Annotated in this window: 16 protein-coding genes and 1 other RNA gene; 6 read left to right on the top strand and 11 right to left on the bottom strand. The window is 69.8% G+C overall.

Going from position 1 to position 16622, the window contains the following annotated elements; genetic code table 11:
- Positions 1-17: 17 nt before the first annotated feature.
- From LG334_RS20345 to ffs, 6 genes are all read right to left on the bottom strand, one after another.
- Entirely contained in the window at positions 18-2057 is a 2040-nt protein-coding gene (locus tag LG334_RS20345) for a PAS-domain containing protein (protein WP_404380953.1), read from the bottom strand.
- Between the two features lie 174 nt (positions 2058-2231).
- Positions 2232-2759, bottom strand: coding sequence for a hypothetical protein (locus LG334_RS20350; RefSeq protein WP_404380955.1), 528 nt, complete (start codon positions 2757-2759; stop codon positions 2232-2234).
- Positions 2760-3059: 300 nt separating this feature from the next.
- Positions 3060-3653 (bottom strand): recombination mediator RecR, encoded by a 594-nt coding sequence (gene recR / locus LG334_RS20355; protein WP_404380957.1) that lies wholly within the window; start codon positions 3651-3653, stop codon positions 3060-3062.
- A 59-nt stretch (positions 3654-3712) separates the two neighbouring features.
- Complete coding sequence (locus tag LG334_RS20360; RefSeq protein WP_404380959.1) at positions 3713-4036, bottom strand: YbaB/EbfC family nucleoid-associated protein; 324 nt, start codon at positions 4034-4036, stop codon at positions 3713-3715.
- Positions 4033-5976: a DNA polymerase III subunit gamma/tau gene (locus LG334_RS20365; RefSeq protein WP_404380961.1), complete on the bottom strand. Its 1944-nt coding sequence runs from the start codon at positions 5974-5976 to the stop codon at positions 4033-4035. Before LG334_RS20365 ends, LG334_RS20360 begins: the two co-directional genes overlap by 4 nt.
- Positions 5977-6008: 32 nt before the next feature.
- Positions 6009-6107: signal recognition particle sRNA small type (gene ffs / locus LG334_RS20370), an RNA gene on the bottom strand.
- Positions 6108-6549: 442 nt separating this feature from the next.
- On the opposite strand from ffs, the gene LG334_RS20375 reads away from it, so the two are divergent.
- From LG334_RS20375 to LG334_RS20390, 4 genes are all read left to right on the top strand, one after another.
- The gene (locus tag LG334_RS20375; RefSeq protein WP_404380963.1) at positions 6550-7080 is read left to right on the top strand and encodes a hypothetical protein; all 531 of its coding nucleotides are present in this window, start codon (positions 6550-6552) and stop codon (positions 7078-7080) included.
- Positions 7081-7176: 96 nt separating this feature from the next.
- On the top strand, positions 7177-8682 hold the full coding sequence (locus LG334_RS20380) for a carboxypeptidase M32 (protein ID WP_404380965.1): 1506 nt from the start codon (positions 7177-7179) through the stop codon (positions 8680-8682).
- A 31-nt stretch (positions 8683-8713) separates the two neighbouring features.
- Positions 8714-9136: a hypothetical protein gene (locus LG334_RS20385; protein ID WP_404380967.1), complete on the top strand. Its 423-nt coding sequence runs from the start codon at positions 8714-8716 to the stop codon at positions 9134-9136.
- A gap of 118 nt (positions 9137-9254) precedes the next feature.
- Positions 9255-9539, top strand: a complete 285-nt coding sequence (locus LG334_RS20390) for a hypothetical protein (RefSeq protein WP_404380969.1) — start codon at positions 9255-9257, stop codon at positions 9537-9539.
- Positions 9540-9542: 3 nt separating this feature from the next.
- Here LG334_RS20390 and LG334_RS20395 read toward each other — a convergent pair whose 3' ends face one another.
- From LG334_RS20395 to ggt, 3 genes are read right to left on the bottom strand one after another with little or no spacing between them, the layout of a single operon-like run.
- Positions 9543-10190 (bottom strand): flavin reductase family protein, encoded by a 648-nt coding sequence (locus LG334_RS20395; protein ID WP_404380971.1) that lies wholly within the window; start codon positions 10188-10190, stop codon positions 9543-9545.
- Complete coding sequence (locus tag LG334_RS20400; RefSeq protein ID WP_404380973.1) at positions 10180-11547, bottom strand: amidase; 1368 nt, start codon at positions 11545-11547, stop codon at positions 10180-10182. The genes LG334_RS20395 and LG334_RS20400 overlap by 11 nt, the downstream gene beginning before the upstream one ends.
- Positions 11548-11558: 11 nt before the next feature.
- Positions 11559-13355, bottom strand: coding sequence for a gamma-glutamyltransferase (ggt, locus tag LG334_RS20405; RefSeq protein WP_404380975.1), 1797 nt, complete (start codon positions 13353-13355; stop codon positions 11559-11561).
- Positions 13356-13801: 446 nt separating this feature from the next.
- On the opposite strand from ggt, the gene LG334_RS20410 reads away from it, so the two are divergent.
- Positions 13802-14041, top strand: a complete 240-nt coding sequence (locus LG334_RS20410) for a hypothetical protein (protein WP_404380977.1) — start codon at positions 13802-13804, stop codon at positions 14039-14041.
- 76 nt (positions 14042-14117) lie between these two features.
- Positions 14118-15968, top strand: coding sequence for a cyclic nucleotide-binding domain-containing protein (locus LG334_RS20415; RefSeq protein ID WP_404380979.1), 1851 nt, complete (start codon positions 14118-14120; stop codon positions 15966-15968).
- Here the strand turns inward: LG334_RS20415 and LG334_RS20420 are convergent.
- Positions 15965-16213, bottom strand: a complete 249-nt coding sequence (locus tag LG334_RS20420) for a hypothetical protein (RefSeq protein WP_404380981.1) — start codon at positions 16211-16213, stop codon at positions 15965-15967. The genes LG334_RS20415 and LG334_RS20420 overlap by 4 nt on opposite strands.
- A 129-nt stretch (positions 16214-16342) precedes the next feature.
- On the bottom strand, positions 16343-16606 hold the full coding sequence (locus tag LG334_RS20425) for a type II toxin-antitoxin system HicB family antitoxin (RefSeq protein WP_404380983.1): 264 nt from the start codon (positions 16604-16606) through the stop codon (positions 16343-16345).
- Between the last annotated feature and the right edge of the window lie 16 nt (positions 16607-16622).

Consider the following 16622-nt stretch of genomic DNA (forward strand, 5'->3'; position numbering starts at 1 on the left):
GTCACTGGAGGAAGTCGTCATGCCGCGTCCGTCTCCGGCACGCGCGGGAAGCGGACGGTGAAGGTCGTGCCACGGCCCGGAGCGCTGTCGACGTCGACGGTGCCCTTGAGCGTCTGGCGCACGATGTTGAACACGATGTTCAGCCCGAGCCCCGAGCCGCCGCTGCCCCGGCGGGTGGTGAAGAAGGGCTCGAAGATGCGCGACAGGTGGTCGGGCGGAATGCCGCGGCCGTCGTCGCTGTAGCGCAGTTCCACCCGCGCGCCGTCGTCGATCAGCCCGCCCTCGACCCGTATGGTGCCGGCGGCGTCGGCGTCGTCGCCCCAGGCGTGGATAATGGAGTTCATGACCAGGTTGGTGATGACCTGCGACAGCGGTCCCGGCCAGCCGTCCACCTCGATGTCCGCCGGCACCTCGCAGAGCACCGTGTGGCGGGTGCGCTTGAGCTTGGGGCCCAGCGACAGCAGCACCTCGTCCACATAGGTGCGCAGGTCGAAGCGCCGGCGCTCGTCGCTGGTCTGGTCGACGGCGACCTGCTTGAAGCTCTGGATCAGGTTGGCGGCGCGCTGGGTCGAGGTGAGCATCAGCTCGGTGGACTGCATGGCGCTGCCCAGATAGCTCTCGAAGTCCGACCGCTTGACCTTGCCGGTCTCGAAGACGGTCTTCAGCGCCACCGTCTTTTCCTGAAGGAAGGTGGCCGTGGTCACCGCGATGCCGACGGGCGTGTTGATCTCGTGCGCGACACCCGCCACCAGTCCGCCCAGGGACGCCATCTTTTCGGCCTCGATCAGGCTCGCCTGCGTTGCCTGCAGATCGGCCAGCGCGCGCTCGGCCTCGTCCTTGGCCCGCTGAAGCTCGGCGGCCATGCGTTTGCGCTCGGTGATGTCGGCGGCCGTCACCAGCATGGCGTCGTGGCCCTGGTAGGTGAAGGCGTGGGCCGACAAGAGCACCCACATGCGGCGGTCGGTGCCGATGGGGCGCCACTCCACCTCGAAGCCGTCGACCACCTTGTGTTTCCGCACCTTGTCCACCAGCCGACGGCGATCCTCCGGGTCGACGTAGAGCGACAGGGCGTTGCCGCCGCCCTCGCAGCCGACGCACAGGTTGTAGGTGTCCTGGCTGTGGCTGTTGACGTAATAGATGGCGCTGTCGATCGTCGAGGACACGATGATCGGCAGCGGGATCGCCTCCAGGATCTCGGTGATCGCCTGCTCCTGGCGGCGGCGCTCGGAGACGTCGGTGAAGGTGCGGATGAAGCCTCCGTCGGGCAGCGTGGTGGTGCGGGCCTCCAGAATCGTGCCGTCGGGACGGCGGACTTCGTGAGTGCGTCCGTCCACGCGCGCCGTTGCGCCCAGGAACCGTTCCTTCACCTCGCTCCACGGCGCGTCCACGTCGCCGCGGTCGTGCAGGTGACGCAGGATGTCCTCCACCCCCGCGCCGGTGTGGCAGACCGAATCCGGCAGGCTGAACATGCGCTGGTAGCGGTGGTTGAAGGCCATCAGCCGGCCGTGCGCGTCGGCCATGAAGATGCCCTGCTCCATGTGCTCCAGCGTCGCCGACAGAACGGCGCGCTCCTGCTCCACGCGGGCCTCTGCTTCCTTCACCTCGGTGCAGTCGCCGACCGATCCGGTCAGCCGGATGGCGCGGCCTTCCGCGTCGCGCAGCGCGATGCCGTGCTGGCGCACCCAGCGCCAGCCGTCATCGCCGGTGCAGAAGCGATACTCGCAGACGAAGCGTTCGGTGTCGCCGCGCAGGTGGCGGACGTGGGCGTCGCGGTAGGCAGGGTAATCCTCGTCGTGGATGCGCCGGGCCCAGCCGTCGGGCGTCATCTCGTCGTCGACGAGGCCGAAGATTTCCGACGCCCGCTCGGAAAAGAAGATGCAGTTGTTGGGAATGTCCCAGTCGTAGATGCCGTCGTTGGTCGACCGCAGGGCGAGCTGGTAGCGCTCAAGGCTGCGCCCGGCCTCCTCGCTGGCCGCCGCCTTGCTCTCTCCCTCCGACGCTGCCGCTCGGGCCAGCACGCGCGCAGGCGTGTCGGGTGCCCGGATGGCCTCCGGCATGATCCTGTCCTCCCTGCGTCCCTATCGGCGCCTTCAGGCGCTCTTCACGCTGCCCTTAGCATAGACAAGGGGGGAATGAGTGCCAACCGGATAAATCATAAATTGCAGCAAATCCGGGAAATAAGGCGCAGATGGCACTGCGACCTTGGGCGTAGGAAGGTGGGGACGGCCCGTTCAACCATCCTCGCCATCATTTTCTTCCTCCTCGGGCAGGCCGCCCGCCTCCACCAGCGCCAGAAGGCGGCGGGTGCCCGTCGCGTCCTGCGGGTCGAGGTCCACCACCTTGCGGAGGGCTGCCGTCCCCTCCGCCACGTCGCCGGCGCGCACGCAGACGTAGCCGTAGGCCTTGAGGGCGAAGAGGAAGAACCGCGGCTCCGCCTCCAGCGAATCGAACCGCGCCGGGTCCGGCGCCACCGCCCGCCAGTCCGCCGGAAGGTTGAGGGCGCGCGCCGAGTCGCGCACGCAGGCCAGCGCCACGGGCGCCGCCGCCGCCAACTCGTGGCGGTAGAAATGCGATTTGTAGCGGCCGATCAGAACCGCCCGGTGCCCCGGCGCCAGGGCCTCGGCCTCCGCCAGGGCGGCATCCACGGCTGCCGGATCGTCCCAGCTGGCCGCCGCCACATGCAGGGCCCGTTCCGCCTCCGCCGGCAGGTCGCCACCATAGTAGCGGCGGTTGAGCCAGTCCTCGTCCGCGTCCGGCATGCTTCCTCCCTCCCCCGTCTTTCGTGCCGGGTTCCGCGCGGGATCTCCGGCGGGAGGATATACGCGCCATACCCGGACGGCGCCCGACGACGCACTGACGCATCATGATTTCATAAAATGCTCGCCAATGCGATCGAAGGGCGTAGCGTAAAAGGCGAAGGGGAGGGGGCTTGCACCGCGGACGCCGTATCTGCCCATACCCCCAACGTCCGCGGCGCGAGAGGATGCGGGGCCGATTTCCCCGAGGCGGTTCCGCACCGCCCCTCCTCTTTCCCGATCCGGGAAAGAGGGACCGCCCGATCACACCGGCCGCCGCGCGTTGAGCGCCGCCAGAAGGGTTCCGTCGTCCAGATAATCCAGCTCGCCGCCCACCGGCACGCCCTGGGCGAGGCCGGAAACGGTCACGCCCTCGGCCTCCAGGGCATCGGCGATGTAATGGGCGGTCGTCTGGCCGTCGACGGTGGCCGGCAGGGCGAGAATGACCTCGGTCACCGCGTCCTCGCGCACCCGCGCCACCAGCTTGCCGATGGCCAGGTCCTCGGGCGCCACGCCCTCCAGCGCCGACAGCAGCCCGCCCAGCACCTGATAGCGCCCGCGGAAGGCCGAGGTGCGCTCCAGCGCCCACAGGTCGGACACGTCCTGCACCACGCAGATAAGGCTCTTGTCGCGGCGCTCATCGCGGCACACCGCGCAGGGGTCCTGCGTGTCGTAGTTGCCGCAGACGGTGCAGGTGCGCACCGATTCGGCCACCGCCGTCAGGGCCTCGGCGAGCGGCAGCAGCAGGCCCTCGCGCTTCTTGATGAGCGCCAGCGCCGCCCGGCGCGCCGACCGGGGGCCCAGCCCCGGCAGGCGCCCGAGCAACTGCATCAGGCGGTCGATCTCGGGCCCGACCATGGGTCAGGCTCCCAGCGCGCGCGGCGGCAACAGGATCATGCCAAGGACCGGAGACCGCCTCAGAACGGCAGCTTCATGCCCGGCGGCAGCTGCATGCCGCCGGTGACCTTCTGCATTTCTTCCTGCATGGCGGCTTCCGCCTTGCCCTTGGCGTCGGTGTGGGCGGCGACGATCAGGTCCTCCAGGACCTCCACGTCCTCGGGATCGACCAGGGACTTGTCGATCTTCACGCCGCGCATCTCGCCCTTGCCGTTCAGGGTGACGGTGACCATGCCGCCGCCCGACGTCCCCGCGACCTCCAGCTCGCCCAGCTTTTCCTGCATTTCCGTCATCTTGGACTGCATCTGCTGGGCCTGCTTCATCAACTGGCCGAGGTTCTTCATGCGTCGTCGTCTCCAGGATTGTCTGTTGAAGCGTCATCCGCGTCCGGCGCGGGCGCCGGCGCCTCCTCCTCCACCCGCTTGACGGGGCGGATGAGGTCGATCTTGGTGCCCGGCAGGCCGCGCAGCGCCGCCTCGATCAGCGGATGCGCCGCGACGGTGGCGCGGGTCTGGTCCTTGAGCGTCGGGTCGCCCTGCTCGGTGGTGTTCACCGTGACCATCCAGCGGGCATCGGTGTAGTCGCGCAACTTCTTGCCGACACGCTGGGCGAAATCCACCGGCACGCCGGCCTGGGTGCGGAACTCAAGCCGCGGCGGCGCGGCGTCGGGCTCGTAGCGCACCAGATGCACGCTGGCTTCCAGATAGCCGGCGATGACGCTTTCGCGGTTGCTCTTGAACAGCTCGACCACACCGGGGAAGTCGCGCGGCACCGGGGCAAACGCCGGTCCGCGCGGCGCCTCCGCCTGCTCGGGCGGCGCGGCGGGCACGGGCGCCGGATCGAAATCGGGCTCGTAGACCGGCTCGTACTGCGCCCCGGCGAAGGGATCGTACTCCGGCTCCGGCTGGCGGGCGGCCGCGAGGCTTGCCGTAGGCGCACCCGAGGGCGCGTGCGGGGCATGAACGGTCTGCGGCCGTCCCGGCGGCGCAGCGGCCGGTTGCCCGCCGCCGCCGCCTCCGCCACCACCGGCGGGCGCGGGAGCCTGCGGCGGGCGCGGCGGCTGGGCCTGGCCCTGCGGCTGCGCGGCACCCTGGCCCTGGGCACGAAGCTTCTCCACCGCCTCGGCCGGGCTCGGCAGGTTGGCGGCGTAGGCCAGGCGGATCAGCGCCATTTCCACGGCCTGGAGCGGGCTCGGCGCGCTGCGGGCCTCGCTCAGGCCCTTCAGGATCATCTGCCAGGTTCGGGTCAGCACGGCCATATGCAGCCGCCCGGCCATGTCGCGGCCGCGCACGCGCTCGGACTCGCTGACCATGGGATCGTCGGCCCCGTCGGGCGCGACCTTCAGGCGGGTGAGCCAGTGGGTGAGTTCCAGCATGTCCTGGAGGATGACGGTCGGCTCGGCCCCGGCGGTGTACTGCTCGCCGATGATCCCCAGCGCCTTGGCGACGTCGCCGCCCATGGCCGCCTCGAACAGGTCGAAGACCACCGCGCGGTCTGCCAGGCCCAGCATGTCGCGGACCTGTTGCTCGGTCACCGTGCCGCCGCCATGGGCGATGGCCTGGTCGAGCAGCGACAGGCCGTCGCGCACCGATCCGTCGGCGGCGCGGGCGACCATGGACAGCGCGGCGGGCTCGATATCCGCACCCTCGCGCTCGGCGATGGCGGCGAAGTGGTTGGCGAGCGTCGACGCCTCCACCCGGCGCAGGTCGAAGCGCTGGCAGCGCGACAGCACCGTCACGGGCACCTTGCGGATTTCCGTGGTGGCGAAGATGAACTTCACATGCTCCGGCGGTTCCTCCAGCGTCTTCAGAAGCGCGTTGAAGGCCGCCGTCGAGAGCATGTGCACCTCGTCGACGATATAGATCTTGTAGCGGGCGCTGGTCGGCCGGTAGCGCACGCCTTCCAGGATTTCGCGGATGTCGTTGACGCCCGTGCGCGAGGCGGCGTCCATCTCCAGCACGTCGACGTGACGGTCTTCCGAAATGGCGCGGCAGTGCTCGCAGACACCGCAGGGCGCGACCGTGGGGCCGCCCGTGCCGTCCTCGCCGATGCAGTTGAGCGCGCGCGCGATGATGCGCGCCGTCGTCGTCTTGCCCACGCCGCGCACGCCGGTCAGCACATAGGCCTGCGCCAGCCGCCCCGATTCGATGGCGTTGGACAGGGTGCGGACCAGGGCATCCTGGCCGATGAGCGTGGTGAAGTCGGTGGGGCGGTACTTCCGCGCGAGCACGCGATAGGCCGCCGGGGCGGCGGTCTTGCTGTCAGGCAGAGGAGTGTCTGTCATCGCCGCCGGCCGGAAACCGCAACCTTGAGGAAGGTGGAAGACTGGACGGCGACCCGGACCGAAACTCGTTACGGCTGCTCCCTTCCGGGCCTGACCGGGTTGGCGAGGAGTCCGTCCGCCGCCAGCCTTCCGACGCGGTTATATCAGGAGATCGGGGGTGATGCGCAAGGGGATATCCGGCTTTTCTTGCAGAGCGGTTACGGATCGGCGGACTCAAGCCCAAGGACGCCCGCCAGCGGCCCCTGCCGGGCGCGTGGGACCTCGTCGCCGCCGCCGGCGTGCTCATCTGCATCGGCGGTCGTCGCCCCCTGCCCCCTGCCGCGCCGTCGCGGCCCTGGCCGGCCGCGCGCGAAAAGCGGCCGGGGCCTGATCCACCGCTTTAACCGACTGCGAAGGTGTGAAATAACCGTCCGCCGGCGGATCACCCGGTGCGCCGGGCGTCGACACGGCGCATCCCGGTGCGCGTCCGTCGCGAACGTTGATCCGGTGGGGGGAGTTGAGGGATACTCGCCCCCTCGTACCGAGGGATTAAGACCGGCGGCAGCGCGCCGCCGTTCCAGGGATCGGAGCATCATGGCCGACCACTCCGCAGCAGCGGCGGCAACACAGCAGGAACCCGCAGGCGACGCCGATGGCGCCGCCTATGAGGCGTTTCGCGCCCGCGTCGCGGACGCCAACATCAACGGCCAGACCCTGCTGGCGACCGATTACCTGAACCACTTCAACGAGATCATCATGCTCCTGGAAATGGTCCCGGACATGCCCGACATGCTGGAGGAATGCCGCGCCTGGGAGCCCAAGGGCTACCAGGACCATTTCCGCGATTCCTCGTTCTCGGACAAGCAGTTGGCGATCGAGGCCTACGACTACGTGCCCGAACGCTTCCGCCAGCCCTTCGAGCAGACCATCGGCCAGATGAACGAACTGGTGGCCCTGTCGCTGGACCGCATGGCCGACGCCCTGGAGGACCCCGACCTTCTGCGCGCCCGCGCCGTCGCCGCCAGCCGGGCGCTGCAACGCCTGATCGACGTCGCCAGCGCCATCATCCACGGCAACGACGTCGCCCTGCACCAGAACGAGATCGACGAGTTGATGGGGTACTGACCCGGCGACGGCCGTCGCCGCCCCTTGCCGCCGGATGTTTGAGGCCACAGGTCAATTGGGGCATGATCCCTCAGCCCCCAAGACCAGAGGACGTTCATGGCCGCCAACCCCTCCCCCTACCACCAGCTTGAAACCCGCTTCGCGCGCCTTTCCGCGCTGGGCGACGCCGCAGGCTTCCTGCACTGGGACGCCGCGACCATGATGCCCGACGGCGGGGCGGACAGCCGCGCCGACCAGCTCGCCACCCTGTCGGCCATCGAGCACGAAATGACCGTCGATCCTCGCGTGGCGGAATGGATCGCCGCGGCCGAGGCCCGCGCCGACGACCTGGACGCCTGGCAGAAGGCCAACCTGCGCGAGATCGCCCGGCTGCACGCCCACGCCAGCGCCGTGCCCGCCCACCTGGTGGAGGCCCTGTCGCGGGCCGGATCGTCCTGCGAGATGACCTGGCGCACCGCCCGCCCGGCCAGCGACTTCGCCGCCGTGGCGCCCAAGCTGAAGATCGTCCTGGACCTGACGCGCGAGATGGCCGAGGCCAAGGCGGAAGCGCTGGGCGTCACGCCCTACGACGCGCTGCTGGACCAGTACGAGCCGGGCGGCCGCGCCGATTCCATCGACATGCTGTTCGCCGACCTGGAATCGGTGCTGCCCAACCTGCTGGGCGAGGTGCTGGAGGCGCAAGGCCGGCGGCCGCCGCCCGTCCGCCCCAAGGGCCCCTTCCCCATCGCGACGCAGAAGGCCGTCGCCGCCCGCTTCATGAAGACGCTGGGCTTCGACTTCGCGCACGGCCGCCTCGACGTGTCCGCCCACCCCTTCTGCGGCGGCTCGTCCGACGATCTGCGCCTGACCACCCGGTACGAGGAAGACGATTTCGCCCAGGCCTTCATGGGCGTCCTGCACGAAACCGGCCATGCCCTCTATGAACAGGGCCTGCCGGCGGACTGGCGCAAGCAGCCGGTCGGCAAGGCCCGCGGCATGAGCATGCACGAAAGCCAGTCGCTGCTCACCGAGATGCTGGCCTGCCGGTCGCGTTCCTTCGCCATCCATGCCGCTCCGGTCCTGCGCGAGGCCTTCGGCGGCGGCGGCCAGGCGTGGGAGGCGGAGAACCTGTATCGCCTGAACACGCTGGTGGAGCCCGGCTTCATCCGGGTCGACGCCGACGAGGTCACCTATCCCGCCCACGTCATCCTGCGCTACCGCCTGGAGCGCGACCTGATCGCCGGCCGGCTGGAGATCGACGACCTGCCCGAGGCCTGGAACGAGGGCATGCAGCGCCTGCTCGGCCTCACCGTGCCCGACGACCGGCGCGGCGTGCTGCAGGATATCCACTGGTACGACGGCGCCTTCGGCTACTTCCCCACCTATACGCTGGGGGCGATGACGGCGGCGCAGCTGTTCCTCTCGGCCTGCGACGCCGAGCCGCGCATCCCCGACTGCCTGGCCGTCGGCGACTTCCGGCCGCTGCTGGGCTGGTTGCGCCAGAACGTCCACCGCCACGGCTCCAGCCTGTCGACGCGCGAGCTTCTGGTGCAGGCCACCGGCGAACCCCTGAGCGCCAAGGCCTTCCTCACCCACCTGCGCGGGCGCTATCTGGAGGATTGATCCCGGCGCGGCGGCGGCGCGTTGATGCTCCATGAGCCTGCGCCGCTGCCTCGCCGTCCTTCTTCTGTTGCTGCCGGCCGCCCCGCCGGCGGCGGCGCAATACGACGTTGCCGGGGACATGCCTGGCGCCGCCACCTTCGGCGACATCTTCGTGATGAACGAGGACGACCCCGGCATCTGCACCGCCCTGGCCGCCGGGCTGGCCGAGCACGCCACCCAGAGCTTCATCCCCGACCGCGAGCCGGCCCTGGCCTCCCGCGTGTTCGCCGAGGCTCCCATCCGGTTCGACGACCTGGGCTGCGGCGAATCGCTCTACCGCGACGTGCTGGACTGCATCGTCCTGCACTACGCCCGCCTTCGGCGCGAACTGCTGGACGACGGCATGGCGGTGGAAGAGGCCCGCCGCCTGCACCGCGAACGGGCGCTGGCCTGCGCGGCGGAAGAGTTCGAGTAAGGCGGGGAGCGTCTCATCTCAAGGCCAACCTTCCTTTTACGACTTCCCCCGTCTCTTTTTCACGATTATGATAGCAACTTCAGACTGTATTTTTTCCTTGATGCGCGGGAGGGGATGGATGCCGATTATGGGAAGGGACGATCTCGAATATGAGTACACCTGGACGACTACGCCCGGCGACAGCCCCAATCATATTCACAGTCCGGACAATAAGCTTCTCAATCGTGCCGAAGGCTACGAAGTATTATATTTTATAAACGAATTTCTCGAGGACGAAAACCTAACCACTAAAGCATCCGGAAAGAAGGCTGAATGGCTTATCCAAGAGCACCTTCCTGACGAGATCCGCGATCGCTATGTGATCCAACTCTGGCTTCGTCGAAACTGGGACCGTAGATTTTGACATCTACCGCCCCTCGGCCGTCCTGTCGCCGCCGCCCTTGGGGCGGGTGAGCTGCCAGATGCGGTCGACCGTCGCGTAGTCCTGGTAGCCCAGCCGGGCGATGGGCTGGATCTTCTCCACGTCCACCCGGCCGTCGGGCGTCAGGGCATCGTCGCGGATGTGCACGCCGACGACCCGGCCGATCACCATGGTGTTGCGGCTGTCGGGGTTGTCCGACGGCAGGTCGATGATCTGGTGCACGCGGCATTCCAGGTGGATGGGGCTCTCGGCCACGCGCGGCGGGGCGACCAGTTGGCTCGGCTCCGCCGTCAGCCCGGCGGCATCCAGTTCGCTTTCGCCGGTGGGCAGCGGGCCGGAGGTGGCGCTGACCGCGTCCCGCAGGGCGTAGGTCGCCATGTTCACCACGAACTCGCCGGTCTCGCGGCAGTTGGCGAGGGTGTCCTTGCTGGGCCCGCCGCCGCCGTGGCGACCGTTGATGGAGATCATCACCAGCGGCGGCTCGCTCGCCAGGGCGTTGAAGAAGCTGAACGGCGCCAGGTTCACCCGCCCCTGGACGTCGACGCTGGTGATCCAGCCGATGGGGCGGGGAATGACGCAGCTCTTGAACGGGTTGTAGGGCAGCCCGTGCGGCTGGCCGACTTCATGGAACATCGCGCATCTCCGAAAGCGCCGCCTCCAGCGCCAGGGCCACGCGCAGTGTGCGCGTGTCGGTGCCCGTCGGCCCGACCACCTGAAGGCCGACGGCGGCCTCGCCGGGACGGTGGACGGGGATCGTCACCGCGCAGCCGTCCAGCACGTTGACCAGCCGCGTGTTGCGCAGCATCAGGCGGTTCCAGTGGTTGTAGCTTTCCTCGTCGGCGTCCACCTGGGCGATGGTGGGCGCCAGCGTCGGCAGGGTGGGCCACAGCAGCGCGTCATAGTCCGCCGCAAGGCCGTTCCACCGGCGCTGGAAGTCCTTGCGCCACAGTTGCAGGTCGACGACGTCGGCGGCGCTCAAGCTCTCCGCCGCCTTCATGCGGGCCAGCACCCGCTGGTCGAAGCGCGCCGCCTCGGCCGCCGCCCGGCCGCGGTGGATGGACCAGGCCTCCACCGTCACCTCCAGCGCCTGACGGGCCACGTAGGTGGGGTCCAGCAGGTCGGCGACGCCCAGGCCGTCCACATGCACGCCGGCGGCGGACAGGGCATGCAGGGCCGTCTCGAAGCGCTCGGCCACCGATTCGTCCATGTCGTCGAGCACCAGCCCCTGGGGCACGGCCACGCGCAGGTCCTTGAGCGGCATGGGCTCGGGCACCGCCGGCTCGCCCCCCGCCAGCACCGCGTCCAGCAGGGCGCAACACGCCACCGTGGGCGCCAGCGGCCCCACCGAGTCCATGGCGTAGGACAGCGGAAAGGCGCCGTCGCGGGACACGCGGGCCTGCGTCGGCTTGAAGCCGGCCAGCCCGCACAGCCCGGCGGGAATGCGCACCGATCCGCCGGTGTCGGTCCCCAGCGCCGCCGCCGCCATGCCGTCCGTCACCGACACCGCCGCGCCGGCCGAGGACCCGCCGGGAATGCGGCCCGTCGCGCGGTCCCACGGGTTGCGCGGGGTGCCGTGGTGCGGGTTCAGGCCGACGCCGGAGAAGGCGAACTCGGTCATGTTGGTGCGCCCGACCACCACCGCGCCGGCCGCCCGCAGGCGGCGCACGGCCGGCGCATCGACGGTCGCCGGCGGATCGTCGGCGCGGACGACCGAGCCGGCGGCGGTCACCTGCCCCTTCACGTCGAACAGGTCCTTCACCGACACCGGCAGGCCCAGCAGCGGCCCGCCGTCGATGCCGGCCGCCCGCAGCGCATCGGCGGCATCGGCGGCGGCCAGCGCCGCCCGGTCGTCGGTCAGGGTGAAGACGCGCGCGCCCTCGCCGTCGGCGTCCTTCGCCCGCGCCAGGCAGGCCTCGGTCAGCGCGCGGGAGGTGGTGCGCCCTTCGGCCAGGTCGGCCAGAAGCGCGGCGATGGGGGTCATCGGGTCCATGGCGCGCCTCCTCACTCGCCCAGCGCCACGCCTTCGCGGCGCGGATCGGCGCCGCCCAGGATGGGGCCGTCCTCGGGCATGGCGATGATGTGCAGGCCGCTGGTCATGTCGGTGACGCGGATGGTGTGGCCGCGCTCCCGCAGGCCACCGGCCAGCACTTCCGCCGGCGTGCCGGCCTCAAGCTCCGTCGGACCGCCGCGGCTTTGAACATGGGGCAGGCTGGCCGCTTCCTGCGGGTCCATGTTCCAGTCGACGGCGGCCATGACCGACCGCGCGGTGTAGCCGATGATGCGCGGGCCGCCCGGAGAGCCGGTCAGCAGCACCGGCCGCGCCGTCTGCCCCAGCACGACGGTCGGCGCCATGGAACTGCGCGGCCGCTTGCCCGGCTCCACCCGGTTGGCGACGGGGCGGCCCTCCTCGTCCTTGGGCGAGAAGGAGAAGTCGGTGAGCTGGTTGTTCAGCAGGAAACCCTTCACGAAAATCCGCGAGCCGAAGGCGTTCTCGATGGAGGTGGTCATGGACAGGGCATCGCCGTACTTGTCCACCACGCTGACCTGACTGGTCGACGGCAGTTCCAGCGCATCGCCATCGCCCAGCGCCGCCGTCTGCCGCGACAGGCCGTTGGGCGTGCCGGGCCGGGGATTGGGGATCAGGCTGTCGGCGCGGATCATCTGGGCGCGCTTGCGCAGGTAGCCCTTGTCCAGCAGGCCCGAGACAGGCACGTCCACGAAGTCGCTGTCGGCGACGTAGCGGTTGCGGTCGGCGAAGGCCAGCCGCTCCGCCTGCGTCAGGAAGTGCGCCGTGCGGACGCTCAAGGGGTTGTTCACCAGCACCGGCGAGACGGTGTCCAGCATGCCGAGGATCTGGCCGACCGCGATGCCGCCCGACGACGGCGGGCCCATGCCGCAGACCAACTGGGCGCGGTAGCTGATGCACACCGGCGGGCGCTCCTTGGCCTGATAGCCGGCCAGGTCGGACAGCGCCAGGTCGCCGGGATTGCGCTCCGCCCCGTTCACCGCCGCCACGATGGCGCGGGCGAGCGGCCCCTCGTAGAAGGCGTCCGCCCCGCCCTCGGCGATGGCGCGCAGGGTGGCCGCCAGTTCGGGATTGCGCAGCACAGTGCCCACCGGCGGGGCCTTGCCGTCCTCGCCGTAGAAATAGGCGCTGGCGGCGGCCATCTTCGGCAGATGCTCCTCAGCCGCGAGCATCTGGTGCAGGCGCGGGCTGACGGCGAAGCCGCCCTCGGCCAGCTTGATGGCGGGCTCGAACAGCTCCGCCCAGGCAAGCCGGCCCTCGCGCGCGTGCACCGCCTCCAGCATGCGCAGCACGCCCGGCACGCCGACCGACATGCCGCCCACCACCGCGTCATAGAAGCCGCGGGGATCGCCGGCGTCGTTGAGGAACCGGTCCGGCGTGGCGGCGGCGGGCGCGGTTTCGCGGCCGTCCCAACTGGTCAGGCGGCGGGTCTCGTCGTCGAAATACAGCAGAAAGGCGCCCCCGCCGATGCCGCTGGACTGGGGCTCCACCAGCGTCAGCACGGCCTGGGCGGCGATGGCGGCGTCAATGGCCGCGCCGCCGCGCTTGAGCATGTCGAAGCCGGCCTTGGCGGCTTGCGGATTCGCCGCCGCGATCATGAACTCCGTCGCCCGCACCGGGTCCTTGGCGGTCCAGCCGGTCGCGATCTCGGGCTGGGCCGCGGGCTCCGGCGGCGGCGCCTGGAGCGCCGCGGGGGGCGGCGCCTCCGGGGTCGCGCAGGCGGCCAGCGTCAGCGCGAAAAGCGCGGCCAAGGGCTTGAAGTGTCTCGGCATTCGGGATCTCCCAGGGATCACTGCGGCAACATCCGACGCGAGCATAACGCCCCCTCCCCCTGTACCGCACGTTTTTTGGGTTGCATGTTGGAATTCTTCCGACTATTTCTTGACTAAGGCACTCCGGTATAGGCGGGGCGCCCCGGCACCCACCGGCCTCCCCTTCAGCCGGTGCGGACAGCCAGAAAATTATCGAGACCCGAAACCCCGGTTTCGGGCGTTGAAGCGCCAAGGGGTCCCCTTCCCCCTTAAGGGGCGGCGGTGACCGGAGCATCATCCCCCTCCGTCGACCATCCGGTCACCGCCGCCCCGAGCGCCTCTTTTCCCTCCATCATGCTTGAGCCGACCGCCCGGAATGCCTCGGGGGTTCGCGTCGTCGCGCGCGCGGTGCTATGGTGCGTGCCGAGACAAGGCCCACCCGCGCAACGCCCGAGGATTTCGACGCCGTGAGCGACAACCGCGAAATGTATGACGAGATCAACGCCCTGGTCGGCAGTATCGCCAAGGCCCTGGAGATGGAAGACAAGCAGGTGGCGCAGGACCTGGAGTCGGGCGCCATCACGATCGCCATGGACGAGGACGAGAACGGCCACCGTTTCATCGCCGTGACCCGCGGCGACCGGACGGCCCGCGTCTACCAGGGCGCCATCCAGTACGACCGCCCGCCGGGAGGGTCCGAGGGCTGAAACGCGAACCTGCCGCCGCCGTCCATCGCCGCCGCGCGCCCCGACGCTCCCGCCACCGGCAAGGGGCTGACCGGCCGTGAAGACGCGGAAGTTCAAGGACGGCGAGATCATCTACGCGGAAGGCGACCGCTCCGACAGCGCCTACATCGTGCAGTCGGGGCGCGTGGACCTCTACCACGACAGCCGGGCCGGCCCCGTTCTCATGGGCACGGCCACGCGCGACGAGCTGTTCGGCGAGCTGGGGCTGCTGGATAATTCGCCGCGAACGGCCACCGCCTATGCCTCCGGCGACGTGGCGGTGAAGGTGATCCCCCGCCGCGAATTCCTGCGCCGCATCGAGGACGATCCGGCGACGGCCATGAAGGTCATGTCCAAGCTGGCCCAGCGCCTGCGCGAGACCGACGACCGCGCCGCCATCGCCTATTGGGGCGGCGACGAGGACGGAGCCGCGGGGTCCGGGCGCCGGCGCCGGGGCGGCGAGGCGACCAACCTGCCCGTGCCCGTCGACGCCTACGGCCTGCCTGAACTGTCCGTCCTGGCCGAGCCGCGCCGCCCCACCCTGCTCGCCCGCCTGTTCGGCCGCTGGCGCTCCTCCAGCGGCGAGAAGCGCGACGGTGCGGTGCGCCCCTTCGAGGTACTGGTCGCCCCCTTCGCCAACGACCCCGAGGACACCCAGCGCCCCCACCTGATCGCCTGGCTTGAGCAGCTGGAGGGCTTTTCCATCCGCGCCCACGGCACGCCCCTGCCGGCCGAGGCGGACCTGCTGCTCATGCCCGGGGAACAGGCGCGGCGCGCCAACGCCAGCGCCCAGCGCTGGCTGGCCGAAGAGCGCGCCGACCTGGTCCTGTGGGGCGCGGTGGACGGCGAAGGCCGCATGGACCGCATCCACATGACAGCCGCATCACTCAGCGAGGAGGAACGCGCCGGGCGGCCGCACCCGCTGCTGTGGCTGCCGGTGCCGTGCTATTTCGACGAAAGCTGGGCGGCGCTGGTGCAGTCGGTGGTCATGGCCGCCATCGAACCCCGCGGCGAGGCCCAGGCGCAGAGCCTGGCCACCCGCCTGCCGGGCTGGCTGGAGGCGGCGCGGGTGTTCATCGACACTCCGGTGGAAGGCCTCTACCAGATCGAGACGGCGCAGATCTTCGCCTGCTACGGCATCGCCTGCGCCGCCGCGGGCACGCTGTCGCCGGGCACCGGCCTGCAGGAATACGGCGCCGACGTGCTGCGCGCCGCCGTCGAATGGACGCCGCAGGAGGACGCCGAGGTCTGGTACTGCCTGCAACGCCAGCTGGCGCTGGTCTACCAGGCCGTCGGCGAGCGCACCGGCAACGCCGAATACCTGCACGCCGCGGCAGAAGGTTTCCGCAATGCCATCTACGGCACGGAACGCTCGGTGGCGCCGGTGGAATGGGCGGGGCTGCACAACCGACTGGGCACGGTGCTGTTCCGCCTGGACATGACGGAAGGCAACGTCGACGCCCTGCGCGAGGCCGTCGGCGCCTTCCAGCACGCGCTGACGGTGTTCACGCGGGCCAACTTCCCCTGGCACTGGGCCGACGTGATGCACAACGTCAGCCAGGTGCTGCAGGTCTACGGCGACCAGCACAAGAACCAGGAAGTTCTGGAACGAGCCGTCGGCACCAGCCGCAACGCCCTGACGGTCCGCGATCCATCGACCACGCCCATCCTGTGGGCGGCCAGCCGCAACAGCCTGGGCACGGCCCTGTTCCTGCTGGCGAAACACACGCGCGATCCCAAGCCGCTGGACCAGGCCGTGGCGTGCTTCTCCGATGCCGTCGAAATCTACCGCGGCCACGGCGCCGGGATGCTGGCGCGCGTGGCGGAAAAGAACCTGGGCCGCGCCGAGGGCCTGCTGCGCCGCCTGGGCGGCGAGGTGGCGGCAAGGGAAGGCGATATGACCGATTAATACGTCGCGTAAAGATGACGGACGCAATTTCCGCAGACGTCTCGCCCGATTCGGGCGCACTCCATCCGGGCGTCATCCTCGTCTTTGCACGCAAACTTGTTGGCGACGCTGTCGCCCTTTTTCATGGCACCGCAGATAGATTTGGGCTTCGGCGTACACTTGCCATCAGGAGCCGGAGTTGCCTCGAAAAGGTGAAGCTCTTCCGTTTCAGCCATTTCTTTAAGCGTATAAACAATATCAGCCATTACTTTCTCCATAACTCAAGATTGTATTTTCATCGGAAAACAGCCGATGGGATACAACCCTGATGTTACCGAGAGAAAAAATCAACGCAAAAGATGTGGAAGCACACGCCGCTGATTCCGCGCGCCGCCCTACTCCGGCGCCTCGGGCACATGCACCGTGACGCTGACCTGGCCGGGGCCGCTGGCCTGGGTGGGCATGGGGATCTGTTCGCCGCGGGCGGCCATGTCGTTGATCATGCCCTGAAGGCGCACCTGCGCTTCCGACAGCGCTTCGTCCTCCGTCGGGCCGACGGCCTCAAGCTCGGGAAACTGGGGCAGGCGCACCGTCACGGGCGTGCCCGGCGCGGCGGGCTCGCGGCTGACGGAGGCGGGATAGGTGACGTCGCGCGTCATGCGGAAGGTCCTCTGG

Origin of the sequence: Caenispirillum salinarum (genome assembly GCF_044803115.1) — a bacterium.
Lineage (GTDB): Bacteria > Pseudomonadota > Alphaproteobacteria > Rhodospirillales > Rhodospirillaceae > Caenispirillum > Caenispirillum salinarum_A.